Origin of the sequence: Prevotella sp. ICM33 (assembly GCF_000517825.1) — a bacterium.
GTDB lineage: Bacteria > Bacteroidota > Bacteroidia > Bacteroidales > Bacteroidaceae > Prevotella > Prevotella melaninogenica.
Window position 1 is genome coordinate 22,457 of sequence record NZ_JACD01000052.1, and the last position, 16,999, is coordinate 39,455.

Consider the following 16,999-nt stretch of genomic DNA (forward strand, 5'->3'; position numbering starts at 1 on the left):
TTGAATTAAAAAAAAAGGGCTGATAAGCTGCGAGGATAACCCTCACACCTTATCAGCCGAATATATTTTAGCTTGTATTAGACGGTGCTAATACGCTTTGAGATTACTTCTTCTCCTTGTAGAGGTCCTGACAAGTCTTCCAACCGAAGTGCTTGTAAAGCTCGTTAAGGCGTGTCTCACGTGCCTTGAAAGAAGCGAAGTCCTTCTTATCGTTCTCTGTCCAACCAGTCTCTGCCATAGCTGCAACACGTGGGAGGAGCTGGAAGAAAGCGAGGTCGCGACCGATAACATACTCAGTCCAGAGGTTTGCCTGTACACCCTTAACGTGTTTCTTCAACTCAGGTGCAGCATCGTCTGGCACTGGGTTGTAGCCGTAAGTTGTCTCAACTGGGAGGAAACCACCGATGAGGGTCATCGTGTTATCCTTTCTCTGATAGTAGTCGAGATAGTAGTAGTTTACTGGAGTCATGATGGCATCCAAGCCACGCTTAGCTGCTTCAATACCACCATTCACACCACGCCAGCTCATGACAGTTGTACCTTTGTCTACATCACCCTCAAGAATCTCGTCCCAACCGATGATGTTACGACCCTTTTCAGCCAAGTGCTTAGCAGCCTGATTCATGAAATAAGCCTGCAACTGAGCCTCTGCAGGGAAGCCGTTAGAGCCCTTCAAGCCGAGACGTTTGATTTCAGCCTGACAACGTGGACAGTGTTGCCAACGAATACGTGGAGCCTCGTCACCACCGATGTGGATATATTTTGATGGGAAGATGTCAACAATCTCATCGAGAACATTGTTCACAAACTCGTAGGTCTTAGGGTTACCAGCACAGAGAATGTCTGGGAATACGCCCCATTGCCCAGCCACTTTGTAAGGACCACCGGTACAACCAAGCTCTGGGTAAGCTGCCAATGCGCCGAGCATATGACCAGGCATGTCAATCTCTGGGATAACAGTGATATAACGATCAGCTGCATACTTCACAACTTCACGCATCTCATCCTTTGTATAGTAACCACCGTACGGGGTCTCATCAAAGAGTCCTGTCATACGACCAATAACTGTCTGCGCACGCTTTGAACCAACCTCCGTGAGCTTTGGATAGCGGTCAATCTGTGCACGCCAGCCCTGATCCTCAGTGAGATGCCAGTGGAAGGTGTTGACATTGTGGAGCGCTAACATATCGATAAACTCCTTGATGAAGCTCATCTTGAAATAGTGACGAGCGCAATCGAGCATCGTACCACGATAGCCGAAGCGTGGATAGTCAACGATACGAGCTGCTGGGAAGGTTACGTTCTCTGCCTTCTCCAATGGCAATGACTTGCGAAGAGTCTGTACACCATAGAAAACGCCACGTGGAGTCTTACCCTCAACGATAATGTTCTTACCCTTTACGGTGATAACATAACCCTCCTCATTCTCAACCTTTGCATTGAGTTTCAAGGTAATAGTACTTCCTTTCTTGTTCATACCATTGAGCGCAATACCAGTTGCCTCTTGGATATATTGCTTCAAGAATTCACCATTACGGCGCATAGCCTCATCGTTGCTTGCAACATTAATAACGGTGTTAGCATCCAAAACGAATGGTGTACCCTTCTCAGCAGTAATGCTTTGTGGGAGAGGAACTACCTGGTAGTTCGCATCTGTGGCATGAAGTGAGAATGTAGCCATCATCAATGCCACTGAAAGTAAGATTTTCTTCATCTCGATTAATATGATTTTTGTATTTAGGTTTTTATATTCTGGATTTCAACTATCCATGGACAAAGATACAAAAAATATCTGATTAAATGCTTAATGAGAGCGAAAAGTGTAGAAAAACTACTTATTCTATTAAAAAGAGAAAGCCTTGTCCACGTGGGGCAAGGCATTATTATGTTTTAACCCAAATCGGTCATTAGACCACAATGCTTCAGGAATTCTTATTTTTGTGTTGTTTCCTAACATCTTTTATTTTCTTGTCGTCATCTTGCCTGTCTTTGCAACTTGACGTAGCCCGCTACGCCTGCGTTACAAAGACGGGCAATCTGCTCGACAATAAAACAAAATCTGTTTAGGCTCTAATGATCAATTTGGGTTTAGTAAGCTTACTCTTCTATCTCTGAAAGGCTCCTGACGAAGTTGCTAAAGAAGTTGCTGGTTGTCTCAATGGGTGCATAGCTGACGTAGCGGAGACTGCGACGGACGTTGCGACGAAGTACGGAACTGTTGTTTTGTACAAATCCTACGGCGTTTTGTTTGAAGTGCCATTCGTGTGCAGTGTCCTTCGCTAAGTCTGAAATACTGCGTAATGTGAGGCGGTAAGCATTAGGATCACTCTTGCTAACGAAGGGGATTTCGTCTTCTTCAAAGCCAAAGACGGAGATGAGAACATTACCTTGTAGCTCCGCCATAGCACTCAACTGCAGAGTATTCAGCCAGTTCTCGAGTTTCACGAAGTCTACCTTATTACCCCGAGTTCTTAGGTATTCGCCCATCGTAATGATTCCACCTAAGTTCATACCACGTGTAAACATCGTCTCAGAGTTGTTGACAATCAGCTTCAGCATATCAATCGCCTCAATCGAAGTGTCGATACTATGCAGTTCGTTGTAGATAAGATTCTTTAGTCTACGGTTCAGTAACGCATTGCTAAGTCTAACCGTCTTGGGTATTCTTGCAGTTAATGTCTTGCGTTCTTCCTGCTTTGCTTTGATGTCTGTGATGATACTCTCTGGTAGGTTGAGGCCTTCATCCATAGCGTGTCTTGCGATACCATTGATGAAGATAGGCATCACTTGTTGTGCTTCAACCATCTGTATGAGTCTTCGCCATTTGAAAGGCGACATCGGTTCGAGGTTCGACTGTGTGCCGAATGCGCCCGAACAAAGGATTCGAAAGAAGTTGCGTTGAATGATGTCCATTCCAGATGATTCTATTGATTGCATGGTGATTGGGTGTTAGGTGATGAGTGTTGGGTGATGATGATATGTTTATGGAGTGGTGAATGGGGGTGATGGGTGTTGAATGTTGGGTGATGATGATATGTTATGAGTAACGACGGGGATAATGGAAGAGGATAGAAAGGAAGGCTGTGATGCCCAATAATATTGGATAATACAAGAATGGGACGATGCTCACAGGGTTTATCTTTGCCAAACCTGCTGCCATTAATATCTGTGCACCGTAAGGAATCAAGCCCTGCGCACAGCATGAGAAGGTGTCGAGGATACTGGCTGCCTTACGTTTGTCTACACCATAGCGGTCGCCTATCTGCTTCGCAATACCGCCCACGGTGAGGATTGCCACCGTATTATTGGCTGTACAGATATCCACCAGACTTACGAGGAAGGCGATTGTTAGCTCTGCTCCACGTTTACTATTGACGTGTCGGGTAATCATTTTGATGAGATAGTCGATACCACCATTCTCACGAATGATCTCTAACATACCACCTGCCATCATCGTGATGATAATCAGTTCGCCCATTCCTTTGATTCCTGCGCCCATACTTCCAAACCAGCCATAGACATCGTAGCTGCTATCAATGATGCCGATAGCACCTGTGAGGACGATTCCAATGGTCAATACAGCCATCACGTTCATACCAAAGAGTGCACAAATCAGTACTGCCATGTAAGGAATTACTCTGTAGATGTCAACGTTGGCAACCTGTCCTGTGGTATGTATGTCTCTTCCCAAGAAGATATAAACAAGCAGAATCAAGACTGCTGCAGGGGCAACGATGAAGAAGTTTACCCTAAACTTATCTGCCATCTTACACTCCTGTGTTCTCGTTGCCACAACGGTTGTATCGCTAATAAACGAAAGGTTGTCACCAAAGAACGAACCACCGACGACGATTGCGACGACAAAAGGGAGCGAACTCCCCGTAGAAGTGGCAATACCTGCTGCGATAGGGGTGAGTGCAACGATAGTTCCAACGCTCGTTCCGATACTCATAGAGATGAAGCAAGCAGCGAGGAAGAGTCCTGGCAGCAGCATGTTATCTGGTAGGACAGAGAGGGTTAGGTTGACCGTAGCGTCAATACTACCCATGTCCTTAGCCGAGTTGGCGAATGCTCCAGCAAGTACGAATATCCACAGCATCATCATCATGTTGTCTGTGCTGGCTCCCTTGCTGTATATCTCAATTCGTTTTGCGAGTGGATAGCCTCCTGATATGGCAATAGCAAAGATACTCGAAGCCATGAAAGCCACGGTAATCGGTACCTTATAGAAGTCACCCGATATGATTGAAGTGACCAGATATAGTACGATGAACACAAGTAACGGACTCAACGCGAGGAGTCCTTTTTTGTTTTCTGTCATTTGTTGGGTGTTTGGTGTTGGGTGGTGATGAATTGTGAGGGAGGATGGGTGTTGGGTGTTGAATGTTGGGTGTTGATGAATTGTGCAGATGTTGAATGATAAATGGTGAACATTGGGTGTTAAATGTTAGCTATTGAATGTTAGGTGTTGATGAATTCTATTAACCTATTATTCATCCCCTTTTCACACTTACCATATCTTATTTTAAGCATCCGCACATTATGTGTTAGCCCTCCGCACGTCATGTGTTAAGCATCATCACCCTTTTTATCAATACCTTCTTTTATTTAATTTTATCCCCCTTTTACTACCTTTCTTTCATCTTATTTATAGCATTCTTGCCTCCCTCCCCTTCGAAAGAGGACTAAGGTGGGGCTTCTTCACCACCTAACCCTTAGCAAATTTGCCTCCCTCCCCCTTCGGGGAGGGTCGGGGTGGGGCTCCCCTTTTTACCCCCACGACCTATGATAGAAGTCTATATTCTCTCGCATGAGCAAGTCGATAGGCATATAGTTGACTGGTTCAACCTTCTTTTTCAGCACGATAGCACGGAAGAGGGAGTCAACACTGAAGTAGCCTTGTTGGTAGGCATGCTGTGCGATGAGGAACGATATACTCCCTTCTCGTAGGCAGTCAGCATTCTTATGTACCACGTCATAGCCCATAATCTGAACGTTATGGCGATGCGTCTTCAGTAGGAATTTACCCACGATGTGCGCTTTAGAGTTCAGTGTGATACAGTGATGTACCTCTGGATGCTCGCTGAAAAACTTTTCTAAGATATGGTCATAACGCTTCCGCTCCTCGTCTAATGGGAGGTTTACCTCTAAAATCTTAATATTAGGGAAGTTCTCTTCCATATAATGACGGAAGCCCACCTCACGATTCTCTTGCTGACGACTTGCCATCTTTCCGTCCTTCGTCTGCTTCATGAGCATGATGCTTTCCTCCTTTTGAGCAATGAGCATCAGCATTCGAGCAGCAAAACGACCACTCTGGATAGAGTCCTGCCCGTAGAATGACAGTGGTTGCAGCGATGGCATATAAGAGTCGAGCAGAATGAAAGGGATGTTGCGATCGTGTAGTTCGTCGGTGAACTGGCGTGTCACCTCTAATGTCGTAGGGACAAGGATAACGCCATCCGGATTCTGCCTAAGGCATTTCTGGTAGGTCTCGATAAAAGAGTGAGGGTCCAATCGACTGTAATACATGATTTCCAAGTCGATATAAAAGTCTCTACGTGCCTCTACCGCCTTCATGGCACCAATCTCAATCTCTTCCCAGTAAGCCTCACTGCTGTGCTTTGGAATCAAACAATAGAACGTGTAACTCTTGTTATAAGCCAATGCACTTGCGTAGACATTCGGCTGATAATTCATCTCCTTCAGCACCTTTTCCACTCGTTTCAGTGCGGATTCCGATACATTCGGGCGTTTATGCAATACTCTATCAACTGTTCCAACACTTACACCTGCACGTTCTGCAATGTCTTTGATTCTTATCTTTTCTGCCATAAATATGGGAAGTGAATATAATATTTTTGCGCTGCAAATTTACTAATAATTGTTGGAATGTGCGAAAGCACAACGTTAGAATTTATAAGTAAAAGTTCTTTTTATTATTTAATTGTGTACAGAATGACGGATAATAGGAAGTTTTTAACTAAATTTGCGTTCTGAAATAAGGCTACGTGCAGTTATGTCTATTAAAAGTTATCTTCAAAAATTGTCTTTTCGCACAGGTGTTATCGTACTCCTGATGTGTATTCCCTTTTATATTCTCTCATTCGTTCAAGTGTTTTTCCCAGTGTCAACGGCAACGAAAGGCATACTGTTTACTGTCTTTTTCGGACTGGCAAAGAGCTTTCAATATGGCGGTATTGCTATTCTTGGAAAGGAAGGCTACAAACGCGTGAAGGGCTATCTTAAGCGAAAGAAACAGCTGAAAGATGAGCCTATGAAGAGTGATAGCAACAGAACGCCTCGCTACTGTCCTGACCTTTTCTCCAATCCAGAGATACTTTCTGGTATTCGTCTCGTCATCTTCGACTTCGATGGAACGCTTGGCGATTCTCAAAAGCTCATTACCGACACGATGCTTGCAACGATAGAACGTCTGAATTTACCGATGAGAAGTCGTGAGGAATGTGCCCGAACGATTGGTTTACCACTGAAGGAATGTTTTTCGTCTATCATTCCAATGAGCGATGAACAGTCTGAGGAGTGTGCTAAAGTGTATAGCGAAATATTCAATGAGAAGAATGTTCCCGGTGTTGTAAAAGCCTTTCCGGGTGTTGTTGAAACGTTGGAAAGACTTTCTTCGCAAGGCATTCTGATGTCTATTGCAAGTAGTCGTAGCCATAGAACGCTTGCAAAACTGATGGACGAATTAGACCTCTTGAAGTATATCACTTATCTGATTGCTGCCGACGATGTTGTCGAGAAGAAACCAGCAGCTGAATCAGTACTCAAGACTTTGCGTCATTTTAACATCGAAGCACACGAAACCCTCGTCGTTGGTGATACCGAATTCGACATTCTCATGGGCAGAAATGCAGGTACACACACCTGCGGAGTTACCTACGGTAATGGTAGCAAAGAGAGTTTAGAAGCCGCAAAAGCAGAGTGGATAGTTTGTTAAATAATGTATAATTCTTTGGCAGTTTCGTAATAAACCACTACCTTTGCACTCGCAATTCAGGAATGCACCTCGGTTTATAGATGAATTGTTCTTAATTAATATCGCGGGTTGGAGCAGTTGGTAGCTCGCCAGGCTCATAACCTGGAGGTCGCATGTTCGAGTCCTGCACCCGCAACTTCAAAGCTTAGAAATACTTAGTAATAAGTTTTCTAAGCTTTTTTTTATGCGCTATAAATAGCTAATCTTAATTCAGCGGTCATCATAACGCAAATCATAAAGTTGAAATCTCAAACCTCAAAGGATAAAAGATTTCAATGTTTAAATCTCAAGATTCAATGTATAAAAACGATTTGTGAAATTTGAAAAATTCGTAGTCGGCGCCTGAATTTATTTTACATTTTAAGTATCGAAGGCGTAAGGAAAGTAATTAAAAACGAGTCTTTTTGTCGCCTCCATAAGTGTTTTGTAATCAATTAGTTGCGGGAGTGCCTTCCAAAAGGTACCTAATAGGACTTCAAAAGGGCGTTAGTAAGGGGCTTAAAGGGCACCTTTTGCAAGCCAAAAGGGCGTTAATTGGAAGCCAGTTAAGCCTTAATAAAAATCGAAGGAGGGAAAAATATTGACAAAACGAGGAGTAAACGGGTAGGGGAATACTCACCTTAAAGCCCTCTATCAATCCATAGGGACAGTTTTTCATTACCTCATGTTTTATCTTGTGCGTTCAGTCTTCGACTCTCCAATAGTTAGAAGCAATGGCGTTTAAGGAACTCCTCATACTGGTTGCGATAGCCATTGAAGACGTTGATATCGACATCGCCATGAATACCACGCACCTTACCATCAGGACTTAACTGCCAGTAAGCTAACTTGAAGTTGGGCTTATATTCGCCATAACGGGCTATCCAAATGTGATAGTTGTCGCCTAAATCGGGTGCCAATGGCATGTAAGTATTGGCAAAAGTCTGACTGATATAAAGGATAGGACGTTTACCTGTTCGCTTCTGCACAAGGTTCATCCATGCACGAATATTGCGGAACATCACCTCCGCTCCACCCATCGCAACAATCTGTGCATCGGTCGGCTCAACGTCTAAGACTGGGGGTAGATCGCCCTTATTAAACTTACTACACTTGAGGAAATAGGCTGCTTGCGCTGCACCTGGTGACATGGTAGAAAAGAAATGATAGGTACCTGTTCGAATACCATGCGCACGTGCTGCCTTATAATCAGCCTCGTAATAAGTGTTTAGCACCGTACAACCCTCCGTAGACTTCACGTAAGCGAAGGAAACAGGATAATCCACCTTCCCCTTGATAGTCTTCGTACTCAGCGTACCGAGGTCGGTAATGCGCAGTTTGTTCCAATAGATGTGATACACCTTATTATTCTTCTCGTGCTGATGACGTGAGAGGTCGATGCCATAGATACGGTCGGGAGTATACGTAAGGCGTTCACCTTTAAACACATCCGCCTTCCATTCGCCCACCTGTAGATACTCGTGTGGTGCAACATAGATGCCAAAGCCGTCGCGTTTTCCGTCCTTCCAATGTCCGTCATAGAAGCTACCATCGTCGCCATAGTACTTTCCATAACCATTCGGAACATTCTTCTGACTCTCACCCTCATATCGTCCGCCAACAATACGAATGCCCTTTGCAAGGCTGCTGATAGTAGCTGCGTGGGTCTTATAGTATGTGTTCAGTGCGTCTATCGCCCCAGTTTTTTGCAAGCGAGTAATCAAGCGAATTGGTGTTCTTTTACTTTCGGTTTGCAAGAGTACACAATCATTCTTCTTATCTATTTCCAATCGGTTGCAAACAGTAGGTTTTGCCTTCTTAGAGGAAGTCTGAATGGCATAGCGGTTTTGCTGTCTAATGCGCAGTTGGGCAGAAGAAGTAGACAGAGAATCCAACACCTTTATCATCCGACGAAGCGAATCCATCTGCTGCACTACCTCGGTATGATATTCCGCAATCTTGTTATAACTGTAATCCTGAACGCTGTGTACACGGAGATAATACCCCATCTCGTTGCGCTTCGTTTGCAATCCGTCTAACTCCGAATCCATCTGAGTCATCGTCTGATGAACAAGCCTTAGCACCCCTTTTCCTTTCAAGTTGACGATTGTTAAGGGTTTGTAATTCCACCGAATGAGAATGCGTCCGTGGCAAGAAGGCACTATGGGCAGTCGGTTCACCCAATAACCGCGCTGCGTCATGCAGCGTGTATGAATCGAATCCTTATTGATAGAGCCACCCACAAACGCCGAATCGACATAATCAGCAAAGTATGCAAGGGGATTACCATCAGCCTCTAACGCGTAATATGCCTCCTGACGAATGGTCACAGCACTCTTATCCACCTCCTCTTGTGAAGGGGGCAGACAACGAAAGACAATATATATGAGTAGAAGGACAAGCAAAATGCCCCCTCCTACATACAGGGTTCGCCTTGAAGGGCGGTAGTTGAACATTAAAATAAATTTAAAATCCTTGCAAAGTTACTAATAATTATCTAACTTTGCAGCCAAGTTTATGAGAAAAACGACAGACATATTACTATCCCTTCTATTGTCAACGATGATAGTATGGATTGGTTCGGGCATCATTACTGTGGTGTGCGCACATACTGGCAATGTGTCTGTTGCTAAGATGGAAGATAAAGGTCATTGCAATGATAACGATGTTAAGAATTGCATGAAGATTGAGGTAAAAAGCTTGTCGCCCACAGACATGGCGCACAATGACTTTTACCACATTCAACCAATACAGCTTTCTCTTCTCCCACAATTCGTAAGTGATTGTCAATTATTGCCTTTGCCTGTTTTGACAAAGGCCCCAGAGAGGATATTGTCGTTGCTCTGGCATAGTCCGCCACGCCAATATCTCCGATTACTTACGACACTTATTATTTGATTTTTGGTTGTTTTCTGTTCCTCATGAAATGGGCAACAGAAGGTTTATCGTACCTGTTACACAAGTGTGTTCGGGCTAAAAGTCGTATCAGTATGTTTCTCATTCTGATACCATATAAGCTTTATAAACTTTACAAAACAACTGAATATCAAACGAAATGAATAAAATCATATATTTAGCAGGACTGACCTTGCTGTCTGTCCTACCTGCTACCGCACAGGAAGCTGCTGTCGACACGACCGCAACCATGAAAGATCAGACATTGGATAACGTGACCGTTACAACGCGAAGAGCCTCTGTTCGCTCATTAGCTGGAGCCATCAACGGTAAAGACATCCTACGTGACGAACTCTTCAAGGCAGCTTGCTGTAATCTTGGAGAGAGTTTTGTCAACAACGCTTCAGTAGATGTAAACTACTCAGATGCGACAACGGGAGCCAAACAAATCAAACTCCTTGGTCTTAGTGGTACGTATGTTCAGATGCTGACCGAGAACCTTCCTAACTTCCGTGGTGCTGCCCTCCCTTACGGTTTAGGCTATGTTCCAGGCAGTTGGATGAAGAGTATGCAGGTGAGTAAGGGTAATACATCCGTCAAGAATGGCTACGAAGCGATGACAGGTCAGATTAATGTAGAATACGTTAAACCTGAAGATCCAACAGGTATGAGTGTCAACCTCTATGGCAATACGGTGGGAAGATTCGAGGCAAATGCGGATGGTAACATTCATATCAATGGTAACAAGAACCTCAGTACGGAAATCCTTGCCCACTATGAGAACAACTGGCTACATCATGATGGCAATGGAGACGGATTCCAAGATGCCCCAAAGGTGAGACAATACAACCTGCAGAACCGTTGGTTTTGGAAGAAGGGCGATTATATCTTACATGCTGGTTTGTCGCTGTTGAAGGAAGATCGCGTGAGTGGTCAGACTCCTCATGCTGCTGCAACGAATCCTTATCGCATTGATATCGGCACCGACCGCTACGAGGCTTATATGAAACATGCCTTTGTTCTCAATAAGGAACACGCCACAAACATCGCTTTGATGGGTAATGTATCTATGCACAAGCAGCAGGCGCAATATGGTATTAAGCAGTATGATGTCAACGAAAAGAATGCTTATGCATCACTTATGTTTGAGACAAACTTCACCGATGAGCACAATCTCTCTGCTGGTTTGAGTCTCAACCATGATTACTTGCATCAGACGCTGACACTCCCAGCAACGGCTGTGCCTTCTGATTACGGTAATATCTACCCTCTCACGCGTGGCATTGAGAGTGAGACAACACCGGGCGCATACGTTCAGTACACCTATAATCTGCATAGTCGCTTCATCGCTATGGCAGGATTGCGCGTCGATCATAGCAATGTTTACGGTACGTTCTTCACTCCTCGCTTCCACTTGAAATGGGTGCCAGTCGACTTCCTGACCCTCCGTCTCTCTGCAGGTAAGGGCTATCGCAGTCCGCACGCACTGGCTGAGAACAATTACCTCATGGCTTCGGGCCGCCGCCTTATCATCGATAAGCTTGATCAAGAGGCTGCATGGAACTATGGTGCGAGTCTTAATTTCAACATTCCAATAGGAAACAAGATGCTGAAAATCAATACTGATTACTATTACACGCACTTCCTTTCTCAGATGTTGATTGACTATGACAGTAATCCACAGGAGCTGCACATCACAAATCTCAATGGAAAGAGTTTCTCGCATACCTTCCAAATCGATGCTTCTTATCCTTTGTTCAAGGGTCTTGAGCTGACAGCAGCCTACCGATATAACCTCGTTAAGGCGACGTATGGAGGAAAACTGATGTGGAAACCACTGCAGAGTCGTTACAAAGGACTCTTAACACTCAGCTATAAAACACCTTTAGGACTCTGGCAGTTTGATGCTACTGCAGCCTTGAACGGAGGTGGTAGAATGCCAGAATCTTACACCTTAGCATCGGGCGAACGCTCATGGGCAGGCAGCTATAAGGCTTACGGACAGCTGAGTGGCCAGGTGACACGCTACTTCCGCCACTTCTCGCTTTACATAGGTGGGGAAAACCTTACCAATTACAAGCAGAAGAACCCAATCATTGGTTATCAAAATCCATGGGCTAACGGCTTCGAACCAACAATGGTCTATGGTCCTGTTGAGGGTGCAATGGCATATGTTGGTATCCGTCTGAACCTCGGTAAACGACAATAAACATACATTTTTCACAATAGAATAATATAATCGACAACACAGAGAGACGTCTTGAAACACGCTTTCGGACGTCTCCCTTAAACAAAGAACAATTATGAAAAAAGCTATTTTCACAATGCTGATGCTCATGGTAGCCATGATTGCAACAGCCAAAGACATTAAGACCGTTATCTTCACAACTACTCCACAGATGCACTGTGCTAACTGTGAGGCGAAAGTAAAGAACAACCTCCGCTTTGCAAAGGGTGTGAAGGAGATTAAGACAAGTGTAGAAGAACAGAAAGTTTATGTAACCTACGATGCTCAGAAGACCAATGAAGAGAAGCTTCAGAAGGCTTTTGAAAAGTTCGGTTATAAGGCAGAAAAGACTACAAAGGAGGCTAAAATCCCTGTTCATGAGAACGAGGAGTGCGATAATATGTAATCGCTAACAGTAAAGTCTATAAGTAAGTAATCGACCATTACATGGCTCTCAACAGCCTATGTGATGGTCGATTCTTGTCTAATCTCTATCGTTTTGAGGACAAAGGAATAGTATTATTTAGTGGTGCGGAGGCTCCGCACATTTGGTGCTAAGCGTTCGCACATCTGGTGTTAAGCCTTAGCACGTTTCTTAAAGAGGGTAGGAATGTGAGAGGATAGGCATTATCGTCTCTTTTCCTATGCGCTTATTCTATTAGATGTCTTTATAGGAAAACTGCTTATTTATTCCCCTTTGGCATCCTTCCTATTAACTGCAGCAATGAAGGAACAAAGATACAGAGCGAGAAGAACAGACCTCCGTACATCATGCGGTCGTTACCGTGGAAGAAGTCGATGAGTTTTCCATCGTTCATCTGTGGCATGAGGTTGAACATAAGATAAGCCACCGTATTGTTCACCCAATGAAATACGAAGCCTGGCAGAATACTACCCGTTTTCGAATAGAGCCAACCCAATAGCAGACCAATCAAAAAAGCGTGTAAGCCTTGTGCTAAATTGAAATGGACAATACCAAATATGAGGGCTGAAATGACAATGGCTATCCATCGTTTGCGTTCGCCTAATGCGTTTTGTAGTACGCGTAGAATAGCACCACGGAATACTATCTCCTCAGCGATAGGCACCATCATTCCTAAGGCTACATAGCCCCAAGAAACCTTCATGATACTTTCAAACATCTCTTCTGTGCCCGCTGGCATCGTTAGATTAATCTTCTCGGCAAGGAATTGCAGCGGGAGTATCGAACCTAAAGCTATGAGAGCCGACCACATGAGGACAGCCCAAGGACGCGTCTTCAAATAGTTACCAGATACAGGTGCCCACTTTGTAGCGATGAAAAGAATTAAAGTTGCAAGACTACTGATGACTGCCGTTATGGCAAGAGTCTCACCATTTTTAGTCAGATAATCCCCATCAGCAGCCTCTGTCCTTCCAAGTAGGCTTACAAGCTCCTTACCTCCCTTGAAAGAAAGACTTTGTATCAAGATGAAAAGTGAAACAAATAAGATGACATAGAGCGTTGCGCTCAAAACGTTTTTATTGTTCATTTCTGCGAATCTTAGGGTGTATTAATAATATTCTCTTGTATGTTATAAATCTCATCAAACAAGCGGTTGATGTTGTCCTTGTCTTGCTTCAACTGTTGCGCTAAGGCTTCTAAGGAGTCGAACTTATGTTCGTCTCTTATCTTACTAATGAAACTTACAAGGAGTTCCTGTCCATAGAGATCTCCTGTGAAATTAAAGAGGTTGACCTCTATCGAGGTGGTTGTGCCATTGAAAGTAGGCCGATGCCCAATGTTCATCATCCCTCGCTTCCATCCGACAGAATCCTTCAAGCGCACCATGACCGCATAGACGCCGGGGGCAGGGAGCAGCTGGTGGCAACCATTCACATCGAGATTGGCTGTTGGGAAACCCATCTTGCGCCCATTCTGATAGCCACTCACGATACGACTCTCTATCGTATAATCATAGCCCAAAAGCCGATTGGCTGCCTCAATATTGCCCACACGGAGGTCGTTTCTGATGATCGAAGAGCTCACCTTCTCATCATTTGGCAAGAAGGCATCGGCACGAATGACCTCAATACCCATTTCCTTGCCATACTGAACATAGTCTTCAAAAGTCTCTGAGCGGTTATGTCCGAAGCGATTGTCGTAACCAATGATGAGTTTCTTTACGTTCAGCTGCTTACACAACACCTCTTGCATGAAGTCGCGCGCAGAGAGTGAAGCCAACGAAGCATCGAAATGTAACACGAAACTATTGTCAATACGTGTCTTAGAAAGCAATAGCAGCTTCTCATCGAGTGTCGACAACAGTTGTGGCTGGTAGTCAGCCTGCAGCACCTGACGCGGATGTCGGTCGAAGGTAATGACCGCCGATGCCATTCCTGACCGCTCAGCCTCGTCAATGACACGACTAATCAGGAACTGATGTCCACGATGCACCCCATCAAAGAATCCTATGGTTGCAACCTGTTCTACCAATTCATGCGTCTCATCTCGCTTAATATATATTGTATTCAATCCTCTTATCTTATAGTTCGTTTACTTCCTTGTAAAGGTATTTTTATTTCTCTGCAAGGCATATTTAATTCCCCCACAAAGACACCTCCACCTCGTTACAAAGCCATGTTTACTTTCTTGCAAAGGTACTCCAAATCACCCATAAACCCATGTTCGGGCAAACAAAATGTGTTAAAACATTAAATTTCCTTATCGTCCTTTCTCCTTTTTCCATTTATTTCATTATCTTTGCAGCCGAATTCACGAAATTCAGGACTTGTAGCTCAGTTGGTTAGAGCAACAGACTCATAATCTGGAGGTCCCTGGTTCAAGCCCAGGCTGGTCCACAAAGGGGTATTAAAGAGTTGTAGAGGTTTCTGCAACTCTTTTTTTATGTGGTCATTTTCGAAGGTGGGGGTGGATGGTTGTCGCCTGTGTAAGGATGAAAGATAAGGCGGTGTTTGATGTTGTTTACTCCGTATATTGGATGAATAGACAAATTGACATACTGAGTCGGTAACTGAAAAGGCTTAAACGGGCGTTAAGTATTGACTTATCATGGGAAGGAGATGTTTAGAATTAAGATGCTACCAACAGAAAAATATTCTTTTAAAAGGGGAGATTTTCTCTCATTTTATTTGTATTTTTGTCATGCTAATCGTACCGTTTCGGACGCTTTTATCCAATAATAAATAAGGTGACTTTTACGATGTGGCAAAGTCCTCATGATAGAAGCCTGTGCTATTCATGTCTGTTGAGGCGCTACTGTGGCTTTATAAAGTCGATTCATTCATGGCTTTATATGAGGAAAAAACAAATGAAAAAGAACAAGTATGGCAATAATTTATCTACTTCTCGGCATCATCATCGGTGCAAGCATCATGCTCCTCTGGATGAAGAACAGATCAACACAGGAACAGAAGAATGTTAGTGAGCAATTAGCTGTCCTCCGTAGTCAACTTGAAACAGAACGAAAGAATGTTGATGAACGTATTGCGGTGGTGAAAGAGAATGCTTTGCAGCAACTCGAGACAGAGCGAAAGCATGGCGAACAGCTACGCAACGAACTCCAGAAGCAGGCTGAAGCGAAGAACCGACTCCTACAAGAAGAGGTGCGCAATATGGCTGCACAGATGTTGGATGAGAGTCGGGAGAAGATGAATACGGCTGATAAAGAACGTTTGGATGCTCTCCTTGCGCCACTTAAAGAACGTTTAGAGGCTTTTAATCAGACTGTTACAAACAATAGCAAGGAGAATACTGCCAATAAAACAGAGATTAAAACGACCTTCGAAGAGGCGATGAAACGTCTTCATGCGGAGCAGGAACTAACCATCAAGGCGATGCGTGAGGATCAAGAACGGGCAGTAAAGGAACTGCGTGAACAGACGGAACGTATCGGTAATGATGCTGCTTCGCTTACACAAGCTCTTAAAGGCGACTCTAAGATGCAGGGCGATTGGGGTGAGATGATTCTCGATAAGACGTTGGAAGACTGCGGTCTTATTCAGGGGCAACAGTATTTTCTACAAGAGAACTACAAGGACAAGGACGGTAATAACTTCCGACCAGATGCCGTGATTGTCTTCCCGAACGAAGAACGTGCCGTGATAGATGCTAAGGTTTCATTGACGGCTTATCAGGCAGCAATCAGAGAAGAGGATGCTACGGAGCGTGAACGCTATTTGAAGGAACATGTTTCCTCTATCAAGAAGCATGTCGACGAACTGTCGGCTAAGAACTACGAGAAACTTGTACCGGGCTGTATTGGCTTTGTACTGATGTTCGTTCCTTACGAAAGTGGCTATTCTGCTGCCTTGAAGACTGACCCATCTATCTTGCAATATGCTTATCGTAAGCATATTATCATTCTGAGTCCAAGCAATCTTCTCATGGCTTTGCAGCTGACACATACGATGTGGCAGAACTTCCGTATGACAAAGAATGTAGAGGAAATCCTCCACCAATCAAACGAACTCTTCGATAAGTTCGTCACCTTTGCAGAGACTTTCGTAAAGTTAGGTGCCGACATCGAACGCCTACAGCAGGATTTCAACAGGGCGAAGGGTCAGCTAAACGAGGGTAAGGGTAACATCGTCCGCCGATTAGAAGGATTAAAAACATTAGGTATCAGTCCGAAGAAACAGATTCCAGAGAGCCTGTAATAAGTGGAAATCGAGCTATAAATAGCTCCCTAAAATCATATAAAACGTCCTCAACAATCTGCTTTCAGATTGCTGAGGACGTTTTGTTGTTTCTGAATTTCCTTTACATTTTCTTGTGCTTTTATACCGAAAAAAGCCTAAAGAATGGCATTTTCGTCTACCTTTGTAACCCTCTCGCTATAAAGAAGTTACGAAACAGTGTTTCAAAAGGTGCTTAATAGGACTTCAAAAGGGCGTTAGTAAGGGTCTTAAAGGGCACC

Annotated in this window: 12 protein-coding genes and 2 tRNA genes; 7 read left to right on the top strand and 7 right to left on the bottom strand. The window is 44.1% G+C overall.

Annotated features, from left to right (window positions below):
- Positions 1 to 103: 103 nt before the first annotated feature.
- The 4 genes from HMPREF1505_RS06005 to HMPREF1505_RS06020 form a co-directional block, all read right to left on the bottom strand.
- Positions 104 to 1,714 carry a beta-N-acetylhexosaminidase gene (locus HMPREF1505_RS06005; RefSeq protein WP_036923721.1) on the bottom strand — a complete coding sequence of 537 codons (1,611 nt, stop codon included), beginning with the start codon at positions 1,712 to 1,714 and terminating at the stop codon, positions 104 to 106.
- A 383-nt stretch (positions 1,715 to 2,097) separates the two neighbouring features.
- Positions 2,098 to 2,913: a hypothetical protein gene (locus HMPREF1505_RS06010; RefSeq protein WP_036923722.1), complete on the bottom strand. Its 816-nt coding sequence runs from the start codon at positions 2,911 to 2,913 to the stop codon at positions 2,098 to 2,100.
- Between the two features lie 124 nt (positions 2,914 to 3,037).
- Positions 3,038 to 4,321, bottom strand: a complete 1,284-nt coding sequence (locus tag HMPREF1505_RS06015) for a Na+/H+ antiporter NhaC family protein (RefSeq protein WP_036923723.1) — start codon at positions 4,319 to 4,321, stop codon at positions 3,038 to 3,040.
- A gap of 449 nt (positions 4,322 to 4,770) precedes the next feature.
- Complete coding sequence (locus HMPREF1505_RS06020; RefSeq protein WP_013265225.1) at positions 4,771 to 5,835, bottom strand: substrate-binding domain-containing protein; 1,065 nt, start codon at positions 5,833 to 5,835, stop codon at positions 4,771 to 4,773.
- A gap of 184 nt (positions 5,836 to 6,019) precedes the next feature.
- On the opposite strand from HMPREF1505_RS06020, the gene HMPREF1505_RS06025 reads away from it, so the two are divergent.
- On the top strand, positions 6,020 to 6,961 hold the full coding sequence (locus HMPREF1505_RS06025; RefSeq protein WP_036923724.1) for an HAD-IA family hydrolase: 942 nt from the start codon (positions 6,020 to 6,022) through the stop codon (positions 6,959 to 6,961).
- A 102-nt stretch (positions 6,962 to 7,063) separates the two neighbouring features.
- Positions 7,064 to 7,136 (top strand) — tRNA-Met (locus HMPREF1505_RS06030).
- Positions 7,137 to 7,704: 568 nt separating this feature from the next.
- Here HMPREF1505_RS06030 and HMPREF1505_RS06035 read toward each other — a convergent pair.
- Positions 7,705 to 9,435, bottom strand: coding sequence for a GH25 family lysozyme (locus tag HMPREF1505_RS06035; protein ID WP_036923725.1), 1,731 nt, complete (start codon positions 9,433 to 9,435; stop codon positions 7,705 to 7,707).
- A gap of 61 nt (positions 9,436 to 9,496) precedes the next feature.
- Here HMPREF1505_RS06035 and HMPREF1505_RS06040 point away from each other — a divergent pair, with 61 nt between their 5' ends.
- From HMPREF1505_RS06040 to HMPREF1505_RS06050, 3 genes are all read left to right on the top strand, one after another.
- A complete protein-coding gene (locus tag HMPREF1505_RS06040) occupies positions 9,497 to 9,877 on the top strand; it encodes a hypothetical protein (protein WP_036923726.1) in 381 nt (126 codons plus the stop codon).
- 157 nt (positions 9,878 to 10,034) lie between these two features.
- Positions 10,035 to 12,083, top strand: a complete 2,049-nt coding sequence (locus tag HMPREF1505_RS06045; protein ID WP_036923727.1) for a TonB-dependent siderophore receptor — start codon at positions 10,035 to 10,037, stop codon at positions 12,081 to 12,083.
- A gap of 94 nt (positions 12,084 to 12,177) precedes the next feature.
- Complete coding sequence (locus tag HMPREF1505_RS06050; protein ID WP_036923728.1) at positions 12,178 to 12,507, top strand: heavy-metal-associated domain-containing protein; 330 nt, start codon at positions 12,178 to 12,180, stop codon at positions 12,505 to 12,507.
- 277 nt (positions 12,508 to 12,784) lie between these two features.
- Here the strand turns inward: HMPREF1505_RS06050 and HMPREF1505_RS06055 are convergent, their stop codons facing one another.
- Both HMPREF1505_RS06055 and HMPREF1505_RS06060 read right to left on the bottom strand, forming a co-directional pair.
- The gene (locus HMPREF1505_RS06055; protein WP_036923729.1) at positions 12,785 to 13,612 is read right to left on the bottom strand and encodes a CPBP family intramembrane glutamic endopeptidase; all 828 of its coding nucleotides are present in this window, start codon (positions 13,610 to 13,612) and stop codon (positions 12,785 to 12,787) included.
- A gap of 11 nt (positions 13,613 to 13,623) precedes the next feature.
- On the bottom strand, positions 13,624 to 14,595 hold the full coding sequence (locus HMPREF1505_RS06060; protein ID WP_036923730.1) for a bifunctional riboflavin kinase/FAD synthetase: 972 nt from the start codon (positions 14,593 to 14,595) through the stop codon (positions 13,624 to 13,626).
- Positions 14,596 to 14,847: 252 nt separating this feature from the next.
- Between HMPREF1505_RS06060 and HMPREF1505_RS06065 the strand changes: the two genes are divergently transcribed.
- Both HMPREF1505_RS06065 and rmuC read left to right on the top strand, forming a co-directional pair.
- A tRNA-Ile gene (locus tag HMPREF1505_RS06065) sits at positions 14,848 to 14,921 on the top strand.
- Between the two features lie 486 nt (positions 14,922 to 15,407).
- A complete protein-coding gene (rmuC, locus tag HMPREF1505_RS06070; RefSeq protein ID WP_036923731.1) occupies positions 15,408 to 16,739 on the top strand; it encodes a DNA recombination protein RmuC in 1,332 nt (443 codons plus the stop codon).
- Positions 16,740 to 16,999 lie beyond the last annotated feature (260 nt).